Annotated in this window: 19 protein-coding genes, 1 other RNA gene, 1 pseudogene and 1 other annotated feature; of the genes and pseudogenes, 2 read left to right on the top strand and 19 right to left on the bottom strand. The window is 47.8% G+C overall.

Features of this window, described 5'->3' with window-relative positions; genetic code table 11:
* Positions 1–5: 5 nt before the first annotated feature.
* From KNP99_RS06950 to recD2, 8 genes are all read right to left on the bottom strand, one after another.
* Entirely contained in the window at positions 6–647 is a 642-nt protein-coding gene (locus KNP99_RS06950; protein WP_215193135.1) for an O-methyltransferase, read from the bottom strand.
* A 71-nt stretch (positions 648–718) separates the two neighbouring features.
* Positions 719–1867, bottom strand: a complete 1149-nt coding sequence (gene mltG / locus KNP99_RS06945; RefSeq protein ID WP_088837508.1) for an endolytic transglycosylase MltG — start codon at positions 1865–1867, stop codon at positions 719–721.
* Positions 1868–1946: 79 nt separating this feature from the next.
* Positions 1947–2243, bottom strand: a complete 297-nt coding sequence (locus tag KNP99_RS06940) for a DUF1292 domain-containing protein (protein ID WP_235195162.1) — start codon at positions 2241–2243, stop codon at positions 1947–1949.
* Positions 2227–2514: a DUF1292 domain-containing protein gene (locus KNP99_RS06935; protein WP_029331015.1), complete on the bottom strand. Its 288-nt coding sequence runs from the start codon at positions 2512–2514 to the stop codon at positions 2227–2229. The genes KNP99_RS06940 and KNP99_RS06935 overlap by 17 nt, the downstream gene beginning before the upstream one ends.
* Positions 2515–2527: 13 nt before the next feature.
* Positions 2528–2950, bottom strand: a complete 423-nt coding sequence (gene ruvX / locus KNP99_RS06930; protein WP_029331016.1) for a Holliday junction resolvase RuvX — start codon at positions 2948–2950, stop codon at positions 2528–2530.
* Positions 2947–3216 (bottom strand): IreB family regulatory phosphoprotein, encoded by a 270-nt coding sequence (locus tag KNP99_RS06925; RefSeq protein ID WP_029331017.1) that lies wholly within the window; start codon positions 3214–3216, stop codon positions 2947–2949. Before KNP99_RS06925 ends, ruvX begins: the two co-directional genes overlap by 4 nt.
* 34 nt (positions 3217–3250) lie before the next feature.
* A complete protein-coding gene (gene alaS, locus KNP99_RS06920; RefSeq protein WP_214766464.1) occupies positions 3251–5893 on the bottom strand; it encodes an alanine--tRNA ligase in 2643 nt (880 codons plus the stop codon).
* Positions 5894–6224: 331 nt separating this feature from the next.
* Positions 6225–8450 (bottom strand): SF1B family DNA helicase RecD2, encoded by a 2226-nt coding sequence (recD2, locus tag KNP99_RS06915; protein ID WP_088837510.1) that lies wholly within the window; start codon positions 8448–8450, stop codon positions 6225–6227.
* Positions 8451–8572: 122 nt separating this feature from the next.
* Here recD2 and KNP99_RS06910 point away from each other — a divergent pair, with 122 nt between their 5' ends.
* A complete protein-coding gene (locus KNP99_RS06910; protein ID WP_088837511.1) occupies positions 8573–9121 on the top strand; it encodes a VOC family protein in 549 nt (182 codons plus the stop codon).
* Positions 9122–9337: 216 nt separating this feature from the next.
* Here the strand turns inward: KNP99_RS06910 and KNP99_RS06905 are convergent, their stop codons facing one another.
* Genes KNP99_RS06905 through cymR form a run of 4 tightly spaced genes read right to left on the bottom strand, consistent with a single transcriptional unit; the run spans position 9338 to position 12696 of the window.
* A complete protein-coding gene (locus KNP99_RS06905; protein ID WP_235195163.1) occupies positions 9338–10054 on the bottom strand; it encodes a tetratricopeptide repeat protein in 717 nt (238 codons plus the stop codon).
* A complete protein-coding gene (gene mnmA / locus KNP99_RS06900) occupies positions 10008–11132 on the bottom strand; it encodes a tRNA 2-thiouridine(34) synthase MnmA (RefSeq protein ID WP_214768675.1) in 1125 nt (374 codons plus the stop codon). The genes KNP99_RS06905 and mnmA overlap by 47 nt, the downstream gene beginning before the upstream one ends.
* A gap of 12 nt (positions 11133–11144) precedes the next feature.
* On the bottom strand, positions 11145–12275 hold the full coding sequence (locus tag KNP99_RS06895; protein WP_214802172.1) for a cysteine desulfurase family protein: 1131 nt from the start codon (positions 12273–12275) through the stop codon (positions 11145–11147).
* 13 nt (positions 12276–12288) lie between these two features.
* Positions 12289–12696, bottom strand: a complete 408-nt coding sequence (gene cymR / locus KNP99_RS06890) for a cysteine metabolism transcriptional regulator CymR (RefSeq protein WP_088838504.1) — start codon at positions 12694–12696, stop codon at positions 12289–12291.
* Positions 12697–12763: 67 nt separating this feature from the next.
* On the opposite strand from cymR, the gene KNP99_RS06885 reads away from it, so the two are divergent.
* Positions 12764–14077 carry a replication-associated recombination protein A gene (locus KNP99_RS06885; RefSeq protein ID WP_215193134.1) on the top strand — a complete coding sequence of 438 codons (1314 nt, stop codon included), beginning with the start codon at positions 12764–12766 and terminating at the stop codon, positions 14075–14077.
* A gap of 41 nt (positions 14078–14118) precedes the next feature.
* Here KNP99_RS06885 and KNP99_RS06880 read toward each other — a convergent pair whose 3' ends face one another.
* The 7 genes and pseudogenes from KNP99_RS06880 to dtd form a co-directional block, all read right to left on the bottom strand.
* Positions 14119–14883 (bottom strand): tRNA threonylcarbamoyladenosine dehydratase, encoded by a 765-nt coding sequence (locus KNP99_RS06880; protein ID WP_088837514.1) that lies wholly within the window; start codon positions 14881–14883, stop codon positions 14119–14121.
* 109 nt (positions 14884–14992) lie between these two features.
* Positions 14993–15182: non-coding RNA, 6S RNA (gene ssrS, locus KNP99_RS06875), on the bottom strand.
* Between the two features lie 82 nt (positions 15183–15264).
* Positions 15265–16419: pseudogene (locus KNP99_RS06870) on the bottom strand (DASH family cryptochrome); the annotation flags it as partial.
* 341 nt (positions 16420–16760) lie between these two features.
* Entirely contained in the window at positions 16761–17345 is a 585-nt protein-coding gene (locus tag KNP99_RS06865) for a DNA-3-methyladenine glycosylase (protein ID WP_088837516.1), read from the bottom strand.
* 122 nt (positions 17346–17467) lie between these two features.
* The gene (gene aspS, locus KNP99_RS06860; RefSeq protein WP_088837517.1) at positions 17468–19231 is read right to left on the bottom strand and encodes an aspartate--tRNA ligase; all 1764 of its coding nucleotides are present in this window, start codon (positions 19229–19231) and stop codon (positions 17468–17470) included.
* Positions 19228–20508 (bottom strand): histidine--tRNA ligase, encoded by a 1281-nt coding sequence (hisS, locus tag KNP99_RS06855; protein WP_088837518.1) that lies wholly within the window; start codon positions 20506–20508, stop codon positions 19228–19230. The genes aspS and hisS overlap by 4 nt, the downstream gene beginning before the upstream one ends.
* A 43-nt stretch (positions 20509–20551) precedes the next feature.
* Positions 20552–20774: a binding site (T-box leader), on the bottom strand.
* A 56-nt stretch (positions 20775–20830) separates the two neighbouring features.
* Positions 20831–21268 (bottom strand): D-aminoacyl-tRNA deacylase, encoded by a 438-nt coding sequence (dtd, locus tag KNP99_RS06850; protein ID WP_215193133.1) that lies wholly within the window; start codon positions 21266–21268, stop codon positions 20831–20833.
* Between the last annotated feature and the right edge of the window lies 1 nt (position 21269).

Here is a 21269-nt window from a genome sequence, read left to right as displayed (position 1 = left end):
CTCCATCATTCCGACTTGATTTTTCGACTTACGGAAACACCGTCTCCGAGTGGAAAAATCGTCGTATCGTATTGTTCTTGTTCCATCATCCAGACTGTGAATTCCTTGACGAGACGGACGAGTCGTCGTCTTCTTCGATCAAACGTTTTTGGATCTGTTTCTAAAACATCACCATGTAAAAACAGATTATCCGTGTATAAAATCCCGCCTATTGGCACAAGCCGCCCATAACCGTTGAAGAATTTTTGATACTGCCCTTTCGCCGCATCGATGAAGATTGCATCGAACTCTTGGTCAAGGGTTTCGGCTAATTCTACTGCATCTGCAAAAACGATGTCAATTCGGTCCGCGACATCTGACCGGGCGATGAATGCTTTTGCCTCTTCATACCGTTTTGCATTTCGTTCGACTGTCGTGATGCGTGCGTTCGGCAATGCACGTGCCATTCGAATCGCGCTATATCCAATTGCCGTCCCGAGTTCGAGTATCCGCTTTGGTTGTTGTAGCGTCAGCAAGGATAATAACACTTCTGACCCCGTCAATTCAATGATTGGGATGTGATGTTCCTTAGCATATGCTTCCATCTCTTCGAGTAGCGAATCACGTGGCTTAATCATTGCTTCAACATACGCTGTAAACTCATTCATTCGAACTACTCCTTCTCCGCATAAACAGGTTGACCTGGAACGAAAATACTCGTCCCAAACCAACCCGATGCTCATTGCTCTTTACTTGCTTCGTATTCAACCCATTCCGGTTTATACTTTACGACATTACGTTGATGTTCTTCATACGTCTCTTCGTAAAGAATCTGTCCTTTTGGATTTTTTTCACTCGGTGGCCGAGCAAAGAAATAAACATACTTTGTTTTATTCGGATTGAGTACGGCGAGTACGGAATCTTTACTGACTGTTGAAATCGGACCGATTGGAATCCCCTCATATTTATACGTATTGTATTTCGAGTTATTCTCAAGATCTTTCAATGTCGTTAATGCCGTGTTTTCCCCCGTACCATACCAGACTGTTGGATCCGACTGAAGTTTCATACCATCATCAAGACGATTTTTGAAAACGCCAGCGATTTCACGGCGGTCTTTCGCTGTTGCCGCTTCACGTTCAACCATCGATCCAAGACTGAGGACTTCATGGAATGTCATTCCTGATTCTTTAATCGCATCTGCATTTGCATCATAAATTTTTTCCATCTCGTCAAGCATCGTCTCAGCAATTTGATTGATGTTTTTCCCTTTATCAAATTCATACGTCGCCGGGAACAAGTAACCTTCAAGGGAGTAGAGTACTCCTTTTTGTTTCACTTCATCCGTTAACATCGGATACTTTTCAATCAAACTGTTGATGTACGTTTGATCCGTCAGTGCTTTACGAACAGCCTCTTGCTTAAAGCCCGTTGCTTTTGCAATCACGGCGATTTGCCGATCCATCGTAATCCCTTCAGGAATCGTCATCTTGACATCTGCTGCTTTCATGACTTTACCGGTTTTCAACTTATTGATGATTTCGTCCGGTGTCATCGCTTGCGTCAGCGTGTACGTTCCCGCTTGGAATGACGATTCATTCTTATAGCGAACGTAATAGCGAAAAATCGTTTCATTTGCAATCAATTCTTTGTCCTTTAGGATATTTGAAATCGTACTTGTTCCAGCACCTAACGGAATTTCGACTTTCACGGATTTTGTTGCGTCCGCGTTGACGGGTTCGAGTGAATTTTTTAAAAAGATATAGATTGCCGCACCTGCTACTAAGAAAATCGTGAATAACACTGAAAGGATGATGAGCGTAATCCGGCGTGATGTCCGGCGGCGCTTGTTTTCGATTTCAGCATTGTGCTTCCATTCGTTCTCCATCGGTTCCTCCTTTTTCTCTTAAAACAAGGTGACCTCGAAAGAGCATTGCTCCTTCGACATCACCTTATACACGAGTCGGTTATTCAAGCTCGTCTTCTAATGTATTGAAGACTTCTTCGATTTCATCCCACGTTTCCGTGTCATCTTCTTCGATCGGAACAAGATTGAAGTCATTGTCTCCGTCGCCATACTCGTCTAGTTCGTAAACGAAGATGTCGACTTCTTCCGCGTTGTCGTAGTCAGCACCGACTGGCTCGAGGAAGATATACGTTTTGTTTGAGCGTGGGCTCTCATAACGTAACCGCTCCATAAATTCGAAATCATTACCTTCACCATCTGGAATTACGTAACGTGTTGGTTCATTCTGTTGCATCATTCATCCGCTCCTTTAATGCAGTCTCGAGTTCATCCCAAGTCTGCTCATCATTTTCATCGATCAGGCTCAATTCAAAATCATCGTCGCCTTCTCCATACTCATCAATCTCACAGATGATTAAATCATCTGCGCCATCTTCTGGATTCCCTATCATTTCGAGGAACAGATACGTTTTCCCTGTTCGCTCGCTGACATAACGGTACCATTCTTCGAAAAGATGTTCGCCACCGTCTTCATCCGGAAAGAGATACTGGCGCTTTTCTTCAGACATCTCATTTCCTCCTTTACCGGTTCGCCCGATCCAAATACGATTGTAGGATCATGACTGCCGCCATCTTATCGATGACTTGTTTTCGTTTTTTTCGACTGACATCTGCGTCGATCAACATACGCTCTGCCTGCATCGTCGTGAGACGCTCATCGACGAGAACTGTTGAAAGTCCTGTCGCTGATTCGATTTCACGCGCGAACGCTTCACTTGCTTCTGCTCGCGGACCAATCGAACCGTTCATGTTTTTCGGATGTCCGATGACGATGATTTCGACACCGTACTCTTTAATGATTGCCTCTAGTCGCTTGAAGGCGACAGGATAATCGGGTTCTGTCCATTTGACGGTCTCGACGCCTTGCGCCGTCCAGCCCATCAAATCACTCACCGCGACTCCAATCGTCTTCGAACCGACATCGAGTCCGATCGCACGCTTCATTTTTTGTCTCCACTCTCCGACAGATAGGATTTGACGAGTTCTTCAAGCAATTCATCTCGTTCAATCTTACGGATTAGATTACGTGCATCATTATGACGAGGAATGTAAGCAGGATCCCCAGATAGAAGGTATCCGACGATCTGATTAATTGGATGATATCCTTTCTCTTCCAAAGCGTGATAGACCGTCAACAACACTTCCCGTGTCGCTGCTTTACTATCGTCTTCCGGAAAATTAAATTTCATCGTTTGATCCATCTGACTCACGTTAATCACCTCTTTCATTTACACTACTTTTCTATTATGCCAGTGATTGCGCATAATGTGAAGCATACGCCAACGCTTCATTTAATTTCGAAGCATCTTTCCCGCCTGCTTGGGCCATATCGGGGCGACCACCGCCACCGCCGCCGCAACGTGTCGCAACTTCTTTAATCAATTTCCCGGCATGATAACCTTGGTCGATTAAGTCTTTCGAGACACTTGCGACGAGGTTCACTTTGTCGCCTTGCGCACTGCCGAGGACGATGATTGCTGACTCGAGTGAACCTTTCAATTCATCCATCATCCCACGTAATGCATCCATATCAGACACATCGACACGTTTCGAAAGGACTTGGACACCATTGATCAGTTCAACGTCATCTTTAAGTGATGCTGCTTCGATATTCGAAAGTTTTGCTTGGAGTGATTCGTTTGCGCGTTCTGTCTCACGTAATTGAACTTGTAACGCTTCAATTCGACTCGGAACTTCCGTCGTTTTCGTCTTCAGGACACGTGCTGCTTGTTCGAGCGTCTCAAGATGCGCATTCATGACACGATATGCACCAGCTCCTGTGACCGCTTCAATCCGACGTGTACCAGCACCGATACCTGATTCAGAAACAATTTTGAAAAGACCGATTTCCGCCGTGTTCTTGACGTGGATCCCGCCACATAATTCGATTGAATACGTTCCTGCCGATACGACGCGGACCGTTTCACCATATTTTTCACCGAACAGTGCCATTGCCCCTTTTGCTTTTGCATCGGCGATGTTCATTTCTTCGATATCGACAGCCAGCGATGCCCAGATTGCCTGATTGACATCCTGTTCAATCGTTTTCAGTTCATCTGCCGTGACTGCACCAAAGTGAGAGAAGTCAAAGCGGAGACGATCTGCTGACACGAGTGATCCTGCTTGATTGACGTGCGTGCCGAGTGTATCTTTTAGTGCTTTATGCAACAAGTGTGTTGCTGTATGGTTTTTCGTAATGGCTTTACGTGCTGCGCCTTCGACTTCTGCGATGACTGAAGCGTCCGCGAGTGCAATCCCCGTCCGAACGATGACCGTATGCAAGTTTTGACCGTTCGGTGCTTTTTGTACGTCTTTGACGTCTAAGACGAAATCTTTTCCTTCAATCGTTCCTGTATCCGCGACTTCACCACCGCTCTCAGCATAAAACGGCGTGATGTCTAAAATGACTTGTGCCTGTTCGCCTGCTGCGACTTCCGTGACATGTTCTCCATCATGAAGCAATGCGACGATCGTTGCATCCGTCTTCACATCCGTATAACCGACGAACCGGCTTGGTACCGTCAATGTCGCAAGAACTTCAGATTGCTGTTGCATCGATCCGCCATCTTCACGTGCCGCACGGGCCCGCTTACGTTGCTCATCCATCGCCCGTTTAAAGCCTTCTTCGTCAACTGCCATTTGATGATCTTCTGCATATTCGACTGTCAATTCGAGGGGGAAACCGTACGTGTCGTAAAGACGGAATGCATCTTCCCCACTAATCGTATGCTCTCCATTGTTTTTAGCCGTCTGAGCGACCGTATTTAAAATCGCGAGACCATCTTGTAATGTTTCATGGAAACGTTCTTCTTCATTCTTGATGACACGTTTGATGAAGTCCGCCTTCTCTGGAACTTGTGGGTAAAAGTCAACCATGACGCCACCGACCGTATCCACGAGCTCGTACATGAACGGACGTTCGATTCCAAGCATCTTCGCATAGCGGACTGCCCGGCGAAGTAAACGACGGAGGACATACCCGCGTCCTTCGTTCGATGGCAATGCGCCGTCGCCAATCGCAAACGAAACTGTTCGGATATGATCAGCGATGACTTTGAATGCTACATCCAGCTTCGCGTCATCACGGTATTTTTTACCACTCATTTCTTCCGTCTTATGGATGATCGGCATGAACAAGTCCGTATCGAAGTTCGTCGGCACGTTTTGTAAGACACTAGCCATCCGTTCGAGACCCATTCCTGTATCAATGTTTTTGCGTGGAAGTTCTGTGTAGTTCCCGTTTCCATCATGGTTATACTGACTGAAAACGATGTTCCAGATTTCAAGATAACGTTCATTTTCGCCACCCGGGTAGAGTTCTGAATCGTTCGGGTCGTCACCGAAGTCTGGACCACGATCAAAGAAAATTTCCGTGTTCGGACCAGATGGACCTTCACCGATTTCCCAGAAGTTATCTTCGAGCGGAATGATCCGTTCAGCCGGAACACCGAGCTCAAGCCAGATTTGGCGTGCCGCATCGTCTTCCGGATGGATCGTAACAGACAAGTACTCTGGATCTAGACCGTACCACTCGTCACTCGTTAAGAGTTCCCAGCCCCATTTGATCGCATCTTCACGGAAGTAATCACCGACTGAAAAGTTACCGAGCATTTCAAAAAACGTATGGTGACGTGCCGTTTTACCGACGTTTTCGATATCGTTCGTCCGGATCGATTTTTGTGCATTGACGATTCGTGGATTGTCTGGGATGACACGTCCATCAAAATATTTTTTTAATGTCGCGACACCTGAGTTAATCCAAAGCAATGTTGGATCTTCCACTGGTACGAGAGAAGCACTCGGTTCCACAGCGTGACCTTTCGATTGGAAAAAGTCGAGATACATCTGACGGATTTGTGCGCCAGTCAACGGTTTTAATGGTTTCATCGAAAATACCCCCAATTAATTAATAAGTTCATCCTGAACGCAAAAAAAACGATGCATCATCCCCTAGGAAAGGGACGAAAGCATCGCTCTCGTGGTACCACCCTCGTTCGCAACATCCTCTGTTACGGATGTTACCTCGAAAAATCCAATAACGGGGATTAACCGCAAGTGTTTTCACTCGACTCAAGAAGGAGCTTCAAATGATTCATCATGGAGATGGTTGCAGCAAATCCATCTCTCTCTTCGTCATGATTGCATCACTCTACTTATCTTCTATCAACGTTTTGCGTCCATTCATCTAACGTGATTATTACCTATCCAACGTATTCCGTCAAGTCTTTGTCGCACCACCCAGACGTTCAATCAACCGCGTCCGTCGACGAGGTTCTTCTTCTTGTGATGCCTTGTGAAAGGCGCGTGGATCTCCGAACAACAACAAACTTGTTTTCGCACGGGTCACGGCCGTATAAATTAAGTTTCTCGAATGCTTAAAGGCGCCCGTAAAGAAGACCGGCATCAGAACGATCGGAAACTCCGACCCTTGGGCTTTATGGATCGTGATCGCATAGGCATGTGTGAATTGGTCCCAGTCACTGCGATTGTATTCGACTTCCGTCTGGTCGAACCGCGCGATAATTTTATCGACTTTATCGACGTTTTCTTTCGCAAAAAAGATGTTGACGATTTCGCCGATATCACCATTGTAGACATTTTCTTCCGCATTGTTGACGAGCTGAAGAATCTTATCTCCACTCCGGTACAGCCGATTCCCTTGCTTCACTTCCCGTTTTTTCGGTGCTTCCGGATTGTAGACATTTTGCAGCGCGAGATTGAGTTCATCAATCCCGACTTGTCCGCGATATGTCGGGGCGAGGACTTGGACGTCGAACTTCGAGTAACCTTTTGCTAACGCTTTTTCAGCGAAGGCGGCAATCCCGCGTAATGATTCCTGCGGAGCAAGTGAATAAAAACGACGGTCCGATAACGGTGCCAATAAATCAGCTGATGTGACCCGATTTTTCAAATCATGAGCCAATCGTAAAATCGACGAATCCTCCGCTTGACGGTGTACGACATTGAGTCGTACGACCGGAATCCCGTCCGTATCCATTAAATCAGCCAAAACTTGTCCCGGACCGACCGACGGCAGTTGATCCCGGTCACCAACGAACAAGATTTTCATCCCGTTCGGTACGGCGCGAAGGAGACTCGACAAGAGGTAGATATCAATCATCGATGATTCATCGATGATCAACACTTTTCCGGTGATTGGTTGATCTTCATTCAATTGAAAATTTGAGCCGTCGTATTTCAACAGCCGATGAATTGTCATCGCCGGAACATCGGTCGCTTCCGACAATCGTTTTGCAGCACGCCCGGTCGGTGCGACGAGAACGTACGGATACACATCACCTGATTTGACTTGACTTTTTTCGAGCGGCCAATCATGGATTTCTTGTAAGGCATGTAAGATTCCTTTGATGACCGTCGTTTTACCGGTTCCCGGTCCACCGGTCAAGACCATCAATGGTGCTTTGACGGCCAGTTCAATCGCTTCTCGTTGTTGCGTCGCATATTCCATTCCGAAACGTTCTTCGAGCTGACCGATTGCCGTTAAGATCGTCGCGACATCGACTTCTTGCTCTGCTCCATTCGCCATGACGCGTGCCAGCTCTTTTGCCGCCCTGACTTCCGCATAATAAATCGTCGGCAGATACAGACAGCCTTCTTCGAGTTTTACTTTATCTTCTGTCAACAACAACTCGATTGCCTGTTCGAGTCGTTCTCCTGGGTCTTCGCCTAGCAGGCGGGGTGCCCGCTGCAACAATGAATCAATTGTCGCAAAAGCATGTCCTTCCCCTGCCTCTTGCTCAAGTATGTGCATGACGGACGCTGCAACGCGTTCCGGGTGAAGACCAATCAAGCCGAGATGGGAGGCAATTTGATCGGCCGTCTTAAAACCGATCCCGCTCACTTCGTACATCAAGGAATACGGGTTTTCACGAATCCGCGCCATCGCATCCCCTTCGTACGCCGCATAAATTTTAGCTGCAAGTTTCGGCGTGACGTCGAACGGTGCCAAAAACAACATCAATTGATCAACGCCATAGAGCGTTGCCAGTCGACTGAAGATGACGTCAGCTTGTTTTTGTTTAAGTCCAGGCACACGATCGAGGGCACGGCTATCTTTTAAGATGACATCAATCGCATCCTCGCCAAGTGCCTCGACGATATTTTTCGCTGTTTTCGGACCAATGCCGGTAAACGATCCATTCGTCAAAAAGCGGACAGCGGCATGCTTCGTCATCGGGACAGAACGGCGAATTAATTCTGCCTTTAATTGTTTACCAAACCGTGGATGGTCCACTAAACGGCCAAACGCCTGATACGTACCGCCAAGTTCAATCCCGACTCCCGTTCCCGTCACGACGAGTTCAGTTTCTTTCAATTCAAAGTTTTTTTCCTTAACAGCCACCAATACGATGGAATGCGCTTCTTCTTCGGAGGAGAAGAGCACACGTTTAACACGACCGACGACTTGATGAGGGTGCTCCATCACTCCACCTACTTTCTAAAAGACTACGATTTACTACGCTCTCATCATCATAGCACTCGTTTAATCGATTTAAAATCAGGGAAAGTGAACTTGAACTAAAAATTGAATTGGAGGAGAAGCATGTGGGACGATTACCAATTGCTGGTTTATGTGAATTAGTACTTGAAGTAGAGGATATGGAACGCGCTGTCAACTTTTGGCATGGGACGCTCGGAATACCGATTGTCGAGCAATGGGCTCCAGATGACGCGGAACCAAGTAAAGAACAAGCGACGCAAGACGGCGTTTGGGCGACATGGCTCTATATTGGCGGAAACACGCGACTTGGACTCTGGCTCAAACGAGATTTCACACTCGAGGAACGGACTGTGAAAAATCTACCGGTCACGAAGTGGGATTCGCTTTATGATGAAGGAGGGACTCACGTCCACTGCGCCTTTTACATTGAAAAAAACCGATTCGAGGACGCTCTGAACGTCTTACGGGAAGCAGATATTGCCGTTAAGATTCGAGAATGGGATGAACAAGAAACTTCGAATGATAAAGAATACTCCGCTTATTTTAAAGATACTGAACAAAATGTGATTGAGCTCTATACAAAAAATATGGACGAGGCGTACGAAGACTTTTCTGGTCCGCCGCAACGCGTCGTACGTGAAGTCGGAAACTAACGCAATCTTCAAAACGATCAGAGACGGAATGCGCTTTAAAGCGGTCGCATGACACAGGCAAGTATTAAACCCTCTTGAACGATAAGAAATTGCACAAAAATGGCCGATGGTCCCTTGAAAAGTGGGATCATCGGCCATTTGATTGTTGAAGGACGGAAACATCCGTCACACGGCTTGATGCTGGTCTGACTTATGAGTCAGACCCATTCATTGACCTTATTTCAACAAAGAATCCATTTTCGCTTTCGCATCTTGCGCAAGCGTATGATTCGGTTGATATTCAAGAACCGTCTCGAGCTCCGTATAACACGCTTCTTGCTGACCAAGAAATGCAAGGGCAATCGCGTAGTTATAGCGTGCGTCCGTGTGCGTTTCTTCTAACAACAGGACTTGCTCGAAAATTTCTGCCGCTTCTTCGATCTGTTCGTTTTGTGCGAGCGCAAGGCCGTATTGGAAAGCAATTTCGACGTCCACCCCGTTCAATTCCGTCGCTTGTTTCAAGCGAGGAATTCCCCGGACAGGATCGCCGAGCTTTTGATACGTCAGACCAAGCATGAAGTGTAGATCGGCGTCATCAAGTCCATGGAGTAAGGCGAGCCGCAAGGCATCTTCTGCCTCGACCAGTTGCTCTGCCGCAAAGAACAATGCCCCTTTTGCATAGTGGGCACTGGCGAACGTCGGGTCAATTGTCAGCGCCTTTTCATAAAAGCGTAATGCCCGGTCTGCATCATCCATCGATTGAAGCAACGTTCCCAAGTTGACATATGCCGTCGGATCATTCGGGTTTTCTTCAATCGCATCGTTGAAGGCTTGCGCAGCCAGTTCGTAATTTCCCGCTTCTAAATGTCTGAATCCTACTTCGTTATAATTCATCGTGTTCTCTCCCTTATGCAAGATACGTAAGACGTTCGCCCGCTTTGTACGCTTCGTCAATCGTTGCGCCACCTAAGCAGACATCACCATCATAAAATACGACGGCTTGTCCTGGTGTAATTGCCCGTTGGCGTTCGTCAAAGGCAACATCAAGACGTCCATTTTCAAGCAAGCGGACAGTCACGCCTGAGTCTTCTTGACGGTAGCGGAACTTCGCCGTACACCGGAATGTATCGCCGACTTTAAGTGGTGCCGTCCAGCTGATGTCCGACGCATACAATCCTTCCGAGTAGAGCAGTTCATTATGGAAGCCTTGATCAACGAACAAGACGTTATCCGCAAGATTTTTTCCAACAACGAACCAAGGCTCTCCGTCTCCGCCAATCCCTAACCCATGACGCTGTCCCATCGTGTAATACATCAAACCATCGTGACGTCCCATGACTTTTCCGTCGAGTGTCCGCATTTCGCCTGGTTGTGCCGGGAGGTATTGGCTGAGGAATTGTTTAAAGTTCCGTTCCCCGATAAAACAGATACCGGTCGAATCTTTTTTCTTCGCCGTCGCCAAGTTCGCTTCTTCCGCGATTTTCCGGACTTCTGACTTTTCCATGTGACCGATCGGGAACATCGCTTTCGCAATTTGGTCTTGTGACAGTTGGTTCAAGAAGTACGTTTGGTCTTTATTCGTATCGATCCCACGGAGTAACTTGTGTTCCCCGTCTTCATAGACCGCACGCGCGTAATGACCTGTCGCGACAAAATCCGCCCCGAGACGCATGGCGTGATCAAGAAACGCTTTGAACTTGATCTCCTTGTTACACATGACATCCGGATTCGGTGTCCGACCCAGTTTATATTCATTCAAGAAATACGTGAAGACTTTGTCCCAGTATTCTTTTTCGAAGTTGACTGCATAGTACGGAATGCCGATTTGATTGGCGACCGCGATTACATCTTCATAGTCTTCCGTCGCTGTACAAAAACCGTCTTCATCCGTATCATCCCAGTTTTTCATGAAGATTCCGATGACGTTGTACCCTTGTTCTTTCAGCAAGTGTGCTGTGACGGACGAGTCGACGCCGCCAGACATTCCGACGACGACTGTCGTCTCACTTGGCGCTTTTGCTCTTGTATTCATTGCTTTCACCTCTTATTTGTTCTGAAACGATTTTACGACATCTATCAATCCTTGTGCGAGTAGTTCGACTTGCCCGGCATCATTTCCACGGCCGAAACTAATTCGGACCGATTGCCGCGTCCGGTCATTTTCACCGTACATCGCGGACAACACGTGAGATGGTTCAATGGAACCTGCCGTACAGGCACTCCCGCTCGAGACGGCAATTCCGCGCATATCGAGCATGATTAAAAACGGTTCAATCTCGACACGCGGGAAATAGAGATTGACGATATGCGGCAGTCCTGGATGCCCATTTTGTTCATAGGAAATCGAACTAGCCTCGAGACGATTGAGTAACAGGCGACGCAAGTCTTCCGACTGGGCTTTCAGTATGTCACGTTCTGCTACGATCAATTGAACGGCTTTTGCGAAACCGACGATTCCAGCGACGTTTTCTGTTCCCGCGCGACGCTTCCGTTCTTGTTCGCCACCGTACGACTGCACTTCTAACTGGACGCCTGTTCGGACGTAGAGCATCCCGACACCTTTTGGTCCATTGATTTTATGACCTGATGCCGATAATAGGTCAATATGACATGCTTCGACGTCGAGACTCAGCTTGCCAAAGACTTGGACCGCATCCGTATGAAAGAGAATGTTTTGTTTGTTTAATAACTGGCCCATTTCCTTGATTGGTTGCAGTGTCCCGACTTCATTGTTTCCGAACATGACCGAAACAAGAATCGTATCCGGGCGAAGCGCTGCCGCGAGTGCGTCGACCGTGACGACGCCCGACTCCGGCACTTCTAAATACGTCACGTCAAACCCACGTTTTTCGAGTTCTTCGAACGCACGCAGGACGGCATGGTGTTCGAAGCGTGTCGTGATGACATGCTGTCCCTTGTCTTGATGTTTCATCGCGGCACCCAAAATCGCATAGTTATCCGACTCCGTCCCCCCCGCCGTGAAGATGATTTCATTCGGTTTGGCATTCAGTTCACTCGCGATTGTCCGACGTGCCGCGTCAATCGCCGCCCGGCCGGAACGACCGAACGCATGAACGCTCGACGGATTCCCGAATTGCTCGAGCATATATGGAGTCATTGTTTGGAGTACATCAGGGTGCATCGGCGTTGTCGCCGCATGATCAAAATACATCATTTCGTCTCACCTTTCATATATAGAACATATATCCAGTATCATCGTCTTCCGCTAAATCCTTTAATGTCGTCGAATCCAGTACTTGATCGACTGCACTTTGGATTTTATCCCATAACTTTCGTTTCGTCACTTCATCAGAATTGTCCCCTTCGACAACGACGAGTGGTCCTTCAAGCAAACGAATGATATCGCCGGCCGTGATTTCTTCCGCTTTACGCCCTAACTTATAACCGCCGTAAGCGCCACGGACACTTTTGACCAGCCCGCCATTTCGGAGCGGGGCAATCAATTGTTCCAAATAATGCTCCGACAGATTATACATTTGCGCAATTTTCTTTAAGGATAACGGCTTTTGTTCGCCTCCTTTAGCGAGTGCGATCATGATTGTCAGACCATACCGGCCTTTCGTCGAGATTTTCATCATGCGAAATAACATCCTTTCTAGTATAGTAGGAGCTGAATCCACGTCGAAAGAAGGAACGCTACCTATGGCTAATTTATTTGAATCAAAATATCCTGCTGGACCGCTCGCCAACCGGATGCGTCCTCAGTCACTGGACGAAATCGTTGGCCAACGGCATTTAATTGGAGAGACGACCCTCTTACGTCGCGCTATCCTTGCCGATCGGCTCGGGACGGTCATTTTTTATGGTCCACCGGGAACAGGGAAAACGACACTCGCACGCGTCATCTCGAGTTACACGAAGTCGGCTTTTGAACAGTTGAATGCCGTCACCGCAAAACTCGATCAATTACGCGACGTCTTAAAGGCGGCGGAGTCTCGTTTACAGTTTGATGATCAAAAAACAATTCTCTTTTTGGATGAAATCCATCGTTTTAATAAAATGCAGCAAGACGCGTTGCTCCCTGCTCTTGAAGCAGGTACGATCACTTTAATCGGGGCGACGACGGAAAATCCAAGCTTCGAGGTCAACGCCGCTTTACTCTCTCGGGCGACCGTCTTTCGGTTCGAACCACCGACGGCAGACGATTTACGTGTCGTGCTTAACCGAACGTTAGCTGATAAAGACCGCGGTCTCGGAAAATATCCGATTTCGATTACAAAAGAAGCGATTGATCATTACGTTAAACTATCCGACGGCGACTATCGCGCCTTGCTAAATGCACTCGAGCTCGCCGTCTTGACGACTCCGGAAGTCGACGGTGAAATCACGATTGACCTCGCCGTCGCGGAAGAATCGATTCAGCAAAAAGCATTGAAATACGATAAAGACGGCGACCGCCATTATGATGTCATCTCGGCTTTCATTAAATCAATCCGTGGATCCGATCCCGACGCAGCATTATATTGGCTCGCCGTCATGATTGAAGCGGGCGAAAGTCCTCGCTTCATCGTCAGACGATTGTACGTCCATGCCGCAGAAGACATCGGGCTATCGGATCCACAAGCCCTGTTGATTGTCGACGCTTGTGCTCGCGCGTGTGAATACGTCGGTTTTCCGGAAGCACGGATTCCGCTCGCTGAAACTGTATTGTATTTGGCGACGGCACCTAAATCAAATACCGTCATCACAGCAATCGACAAGGCGCTCACTCTCGTACGACGTTCGGACGGTGGACCGGTCCCACCGCATCTTCGTGACGCCCATCATCCCGGTGCAGAAGCACTCGGAAATGGTGTCGCTTATCAATACCCGCACCAGTTCCCTCACGCTTACGTGAAACAAAGCTATTGGCCTGAAAACTTAGCGCGGACAAAACCGGTCTTTTACGAGCCGAGTCCACGCGGTTTTGAGAAACAACTCCAAGCCCGACTCGAGTTTTGGAAAAAACAGCCGTAACCATTCAAGATGCGAAAAAGCGACCGAAGTGGTCGCTTTTTTTAACGGACGCGTTCAATCGTAACGCCTGCTTCGCGAACGATCTCATTGATGACGTGACTTGCTGCAATCAAACCACCGACTGATGGAACGAATGCGTTCGAACTTGGGGGCATCTTCGCTTTTCGAATAACCGCTTCGTCATTTCCGACGACTTGACGCACTTCTTCGATGATTTTGACAGGTGGTTCATCCGAGAAGACGACAGGAACCCCTTTATGGATCCCTTCCTTGCGTAAACGTGTCCGAATGACTTTCGCTAACGGATCATATGTCGTGTCTTTGATGTCAACGATCTTAATCCGTGTCGGATCCATTTTATTTGCCATCCCCATACTCGAGATGATTGGAATGTTTCGTCGTTTACACTCTTTAATTAAATGAATCTTGAACGAGACAGTATCTGATGCATCGATGACATAGTCCGGTTGTTGTTCAAAAAAGGATTCGTACGTTTCTTCATTGTAAAACATCTTCAGACGGACGATTTCAATGTCGGGATTAATCAACATCAAACGATCTGCCATCGCATCGACTTTCGGCTGTCCGACGGTCGGGAGCAAGGCATGGATTTGCCGGTTGACGTTCGTGATATCGATGTCATCTTTATCGACGAGAATCAATCGTCCGACACCACTCCGTGCCAGTGCTTCTGCTGAAAACGATCCGACGCCGCCAATTCCTAAGATAGCGACAGACTTTGATGCCAATGCTTCAAGTCCCGTCTTACCGATTGCTAATTCATTACGTGAAAATTGATGCAACATTTCTCTAACCTCACAATTCTCATACTGTTTTACTCGGAATTATATCATAAAAAAAAACGTCATGCGACGTGTCTTTTTTAAAACGTTTTTTAATTTTAATAAAAAGACGATGGGACCCGAAGTGCCGTGTCGATACCTTATTTTTGAACCTGCTGTGCAGGTGGGTGTCTTATCCGATTCCTATTCGTACGTCCTCCTGCTGTGTTACGAGGCATGTACTACTAGTTGGAACGTCAAACTCCCTATCAAAAAAGAGTGGCTCAAAGATAAAAGGCGGCTCTCGTACATCTCAGGAACCCCATCTGTTGCATTTAATATAGCATTCCCCTAACCGAATTGCAACTCAATCTGCTTCTAAAAAAATGATATTTTTTTAACGGCTCAGCGTGATGTCCAACGCTTCGTGAAGGCGCCTGTCGGATCATACATTTGCTGCTGAAAAGTAGGATTGAAGCGTGGAATTCGAGTCGCGTTTCCGACACCTGCGATATAAGCCCAGTTACCGTAATTTGAAGCGACGTCATAATCGATCAGTTGGCTTTCAAAGTATGACGCCCCGACGCGCCAGTCCTGTCCAAGCTCATGAATCAAATAACTCGCAGTAATTTGCCGCCCACGATTCGACATCCATCCTGTTTCTCGAAATTCATGCATGAAGGCATCTACGAACGGTTGCCCGGTTCGTCCTTCGATCCACATCGAAATGACTGACTCGTCCGTCGGCCAGACTTTACTCCCTTCTCCTAATCCGTGTGCAAGAAATAATCGGTTCTTTGTCTCACGCATCGTGAAATGAAAAAAGTCGCGCCAAAGTAACTCGAAATACAACCAGTATGTCGATTCATTAGCACCATGGCGTCTTTCCGCGTTTTGAAGTTCTGCCATGACCCGACGTGGGGATAAGGAACCGTTCGCTAACCAGGCCGATAATTTGGAGGAATCATCCCGACCGAAACCATTCCGTGTTTCCTTATACGTAAAAACGGGTCCTTCCAGATACGCTTTTAATCTTGCTTTCCCGGTCATCTCGCCTCCTTCAAAGGGAAACGCAGCATCTGAGTCATAAGCGGGTAACGTAATAGCAGCCCTAGGGTATTCAAGCGCGATTGGTTGTTCAAAATGACCCGACCGCTCGACTTTCTTTCGAAAGGCCGAAAAGACATGCGCCAATTTATCGCTACCGATTTGTTCACGGCGGTACAACGTCTGTGTTTCGTAGATGCGTGCCGTGAATTGTGCAAGCACTGCCTGCTCATCAATTAACTCGTAATACCCTGTCATTCGATGAAAATAAACGACGTCTCCCGGCTTCATAAACCGTCCCAACTGTTCGCTGACGTCCCCGGTTAAAATCGTTAACTCGATTCCGAGTCGTTCTAACTCTTCCTGAAGCGTCTGTAACGTTTCACGCTCAAATTTCAGTTGCGCATGTCCCCGTTCAAATCGTCTCGTATTTAACGGTTGTTGAACAAAAACAGCTTTGACCGTCGAATGTGCCTGCCGTGCCTGTGCTAAGGCTTCGTGATCATCGACACGTAAATCAGCACGTTACCATACGATTCCACTCATCATCTCGTCTCCTCTCCACTCGTCTAGTTTCACCATCTCAAGGATTTCGTGATTCGCCTACTCTGCAATATGCCGAAAAGGTTTCAGCTTTTTGTTTTCGTGGAATATAATTAATACAAAACGGTGTAAGGAGTGACAGGCAGATGGCTAAAAAAGGAAAATTAAGAACGTTAATCACGCTCGCGACGACAGTTGGACCAATCGTCTATAAGTTTTATAAACAACAACAATCTAAAAAAACGACGAACACCCCTAAATAAAACGTCAAGACGCGACGAACTTCATCGTCCCTCGCGTCTTTTTTGTTGTCATTTTTTACTGACACCAAGACTTCCCTCTTCATAAAACCGCCACGGATAGTGTGTCGCTTCACCGGCATTCGGAATCCCGACTCGTGTCGTCTCGATGATTTGTCCGGCTTGACCCGCAACGAGCCGGAACCGTTCTTGATACAAATCTTCTCCCGACTCTGCAGTCGTTAACCCGAAGGCCTGACAAAGCTTCGCCGGTCCGTTGACTAAGTTTTTGAGTTGAGCTTTTGTCAGTTCGTGATACGATCTATTAAATCGACGGTAGGCGATGATCTCATGACCTGAGATGATTTCCGCCCCACGCAGTAAAACGGCATACCCTTGTCCAACGTCTCCACAGACGAAATTTAAGCAATGATGCATACCATAAGTGAAGTAGACATAGAGATGCCCTGCTTCACCGAACATCGGTGCCGTCCGTTTCGTCGGGCGGCCACTGTAAGAATGTGCAGCTTGATCGTACGGTCCGAGATACGCTTCGACCTCGACGATTCGCATCGTGACGTCATCAACCGTCAGCACACTTCCAATCAAGTCTTTGCCGACCTCAAGCGGCGATCGTTCAAAAAAACTCCGTTCCATTGCTGTCCCCTCCTATTCTTCCAATCACTCTTACGGAAATCAGAATCTTGAATTAGTCAAAACCAATTCAACTAAAAGAAACAGACTCCCTTCCAAAAGAGGAAGAAAGTCTGTTGTGATGATTATTGTTTGACAGCCGTCCGGATTGACAACTCATTTAATTGTGCGTCCGAGACCGGGCTCGGTGCTGCAGTCAATAAGTCGCTCGCCGACGCCGTTTTCGGGAAAGCGATCGTATCGCGTAAGTTTGTCCGTCCCGCGAGTAACATGATTAAGCGGTCAAGTCCGAGTGCAATTCCAGCATGCGGTGGTGTGCCGTATTCAAATGCTTCCATCAAGAAACCGAACTGTTCGTTCGCCTCTTCTTCCGTGAAACCAAGTAATTTGAACATCCGCTCTTGGATATCGCGCTCATAAATCCGTTGCGATCCGCCACCTAACTCATATCCGTTCAAGACAAGGTCATAGGCGACGGCAAGGACGCTGCCCGGGTCCGTTTCGAGTTTATCAAGATCTTCGCGGCGCGGCATCGTGAATGGATGGTGGTTCGCATAGAAACGACCGTCTTCTTCTTCGAATGTCACGAGCGGGAAGTCCGTCACCCACAGGAAGTTAAAGACCGTTTCGTCAATCAAACCAAGTTCTTTCGCCAGTTTTTGACGCAGTGCGCCGAGGCTGTCGGCAACGATTGACGCTTTTGCTGCGACGAAGACGAGTAAGTCGCCTGTTTCTGCTTCCGTCGCAGCGATAAGACGGGCAGCCGCTACTTCATCAAAGAATTTGGCAATTGGTCCGTTTAAGCCGTCCGGAGTCACTTTGACCCAGGCGAGACCTTTCGCGCCGTAAATGGCCGTGAACTCTTGTAATTTATCGATGTCTTTCCGCGAGAAGTTGTCTGCCGCCCCTTTGACGTTCAATGCTTTGACTTCGCCACCGGCTTCAAGTGCCATGTCGAAGACTTTAAAGCCCGCCCCTTTGACGGCTTCCGCAACATCGATCAGTTCGAGACCGAAGCGTGTATCCGGCTTGTCCGAACCGAACCGGCTCATCGCTTCTGCGTATGGCATCCGTGGGAATGGTGTCACGATGTCTTTTCCGAGTGTCTCTTTCATGACACGTGTCATCATCGACTCCATCATCGCATACAAGTCTTCCACGTCCATGAAGCTCGTTTCGATATCGACTTGTGTGAACTCCGGCTGACGGTCTGCCCGTAAGTCTTCGTCACGGAAACAACGTGCGATTTGGAAGTAGCGCTCAAAACCAGATACCATCAGTAACTGTTTAAACAACTGTGGTGATTGTGGCAAAGCATAGAATTCACCTGGGTGGACACGGCTTGGTACGAGATAGTCACGCGCGCCTTCCGGTGTCGACTTCGTCAAAATCGGTGTTTCGACTTCGAGGAAGTCCTGTTCGTCGAGGAAGTTCCGCATGATGTTCGACGCTTTCGAACGGAGGCGGAATGTCTCTTGGAGCGACGGACGACGTAAATCAAGGTAGCGATACTTCAAACGAAGATCTTCTGACGTTTGCTCTGCTTCTTCACTGATTGGGAATGGCGTCATTTTTGAAGCGTTCAAAATGACGACTTCATCCGCAACGACTTCAACGAGCCCCGTCGGCATGTTCGGGTTCGGATTTTCGCGTTGGACGACTTTCCCTTTAATATCAAGCACGTACTCGGAACGAATCGATTCTGCTAAGCGGTGTGCCTGTTCGTTTTCCGGTTGGAAGACGACTTGGACGATTCCTGTCCGGTCGCGAAGATCGAGGAAAATCAAGCCCCCGAGGTCACGTCGTTTTTGAACCCATCCTTTTAGCTGGACGGATTGTCCGATGACATCTTCCGTCACGTGTCCATTCATATGTGTGCGTCCGATCATTGTGTTGCCTCCTTTAATTTTGCGACGATCGTATCTGCGACCGCCGACAAGGGAACATCTGTCTGTTCGCCTGTCTCCATATTTTTTAACGCTGCGGCACCACGTTCAACTTCTTCATCACCGAGTATGACCGTATACCGCGCCTTCATCCGGTCTGCTGCCTTGAATTGCCCCTTAAATTTACGACCAAGATAATCACGATCTGCCGTGAGTCCTTCGAGACGCATCAATTGGAGAAGACGTGTCGCCGTTTTTTCGACTTCTTCGTTGCCTTGGGCGACGATGAAGACATCGATTGCCTCGTCGATTTCCGGCAGGACTTGTTCATTCTCAAGTGCCATCAAGAGACGCTCGATTCCGATTCCGAACCCAATCCCCGGTGTCGCAGGTCCACCGATTTGTTCGACGAGACCGTTATACCGTCCACCGCCGCAAAGCGTCGTAATCGCACCGAAACCTTCTGCCTCGGACATGATTTCAAACGACGTGTGATTGTAATAGTCAAGACCACGGACGAGTGTTGGATCGATGACATATTCAATCCCTAACGCATCGAGGTGTGACAAGACTTGATCGAAGTAATCTTTCGATGACGTGTTCAAGAAATCGAGAATCGATGGTGCCGTCGCCATACTCGGGTGGTTCCGGTCGACTTTACAGTCAAGGACACGCAACGGGTTCGCTTCTAAACGGTTTTGACAATCTTGACACAGCTCGTGTGCGACCGGCTTGAAGTGATTGACGAGTGCTTCGCGGTGCGCGGCACGACTTTCGCTATCACCAAGCGAGTTGATGACGAGTTTTAATTGTTTCAGACCGAATGACCGGTAGATGCTCATTGCGAGACTGATGACTTCTGCATCGATTGCCGGTTCTTCACTGCCGAGTGCTTCGACGCCGTACTGGTGGAGCTGACGGAAACGTCCTGCTTGCGGACGTTCATAACGGAACATCGGTCCGATGTAGAACAATTTCGTCGGCTGGTTCGGTGCTCCGTACAGTTTGTTCGTCACGAATGAACGCACGACCGCTGCCGTCCCTTCCGGACGAAGCGTAAATTGATCTTTTCCGCGTTTTTCGAGCATGAACATTTCTTTTTGAACGATGTCGGTCGTTTCTCCGACACCCCGTTTGAAGAGTTCTGTTTCTTCAAAGATTGGTGTCCGAATTTCTTTATAGTTGTATCGTTTACTGATCTCACGTAATTGATTTTCGATATACTGCCAGCGTTCAACCGTCCCTGGAAGGATATCAAACGTACCGCGTGGTAATTTCATCCTAATTCCTCCTTAAAAATGAATACAAAAAAGTCCTCGTCCGCAAAGGGACGAGAACTTGAAGATCCCGTGGTACCACCCTGGTTGCTGAAAAAATTCAGCCACTCGGTGCAGTTAACGCCTGCTTACGATTTTCCCTACTGCAGTGTTCAGGAAAATACCTCGGAAGGGTCTTTCACCCAATTCATCTGATCACCCTTTCAGCCAAGGGGCGACTCTCTAAGCAGACGAGGTCTTGGACTACTCCTCTTCGTCATCGGTTCTATAATCGTTCTATTACCATTTATATTGCATCGTTCCAGAAGTCCTGTCAAGACTTTGGTCACTTTTCTAAAATTAACGTGACCGGTCCGTCATTGATGAGGGCAATATCCATCATCGCACCGAACTGTCCCGTTTCGACCGTTACACCGTTCGAGCGAAGTCGTGTATTGAAAGCTTCATAAAGTTCATTTGCAAGATCCGGCTTCGCGGCTTCGGTAAATGCCGGACGCCGCCCTTTTTTGACGTCTCCGTATAAGGTGAACTGGGAGACGGATAAAATCTTCCCGTCGACATCATCGAGTGAACGATTCATCCGTTCTTCCTCATCCTCGAACACGCGTAGCCCGGCAATTTTATCTGCTAACCAATTGACTTGATCGAGCGTGTCCTCATGCGTGACACCGACGAGCAATAAAAATCCCCGATCGATTTGACCGATGATTGATCCGTCGACCGTCACGCTCGCTTCTTTGACGCGTTGTAAAACGACTCTCATC

This window comes from Exiguobacterium sp. s95 (assembly GCF_018618655.1).
Lineage (GTDB): Bacteria > Bacillota > Bacilli > Exiguobacteriales > Exiguobacteriaceae > Exiguobacterium_A > Exiguobacterium_A oxidotolerans.
Note: the sequence above shows the minus strand (reverse complement) of the source record. Positions and strands in the feature narration are given on the sequence as shown.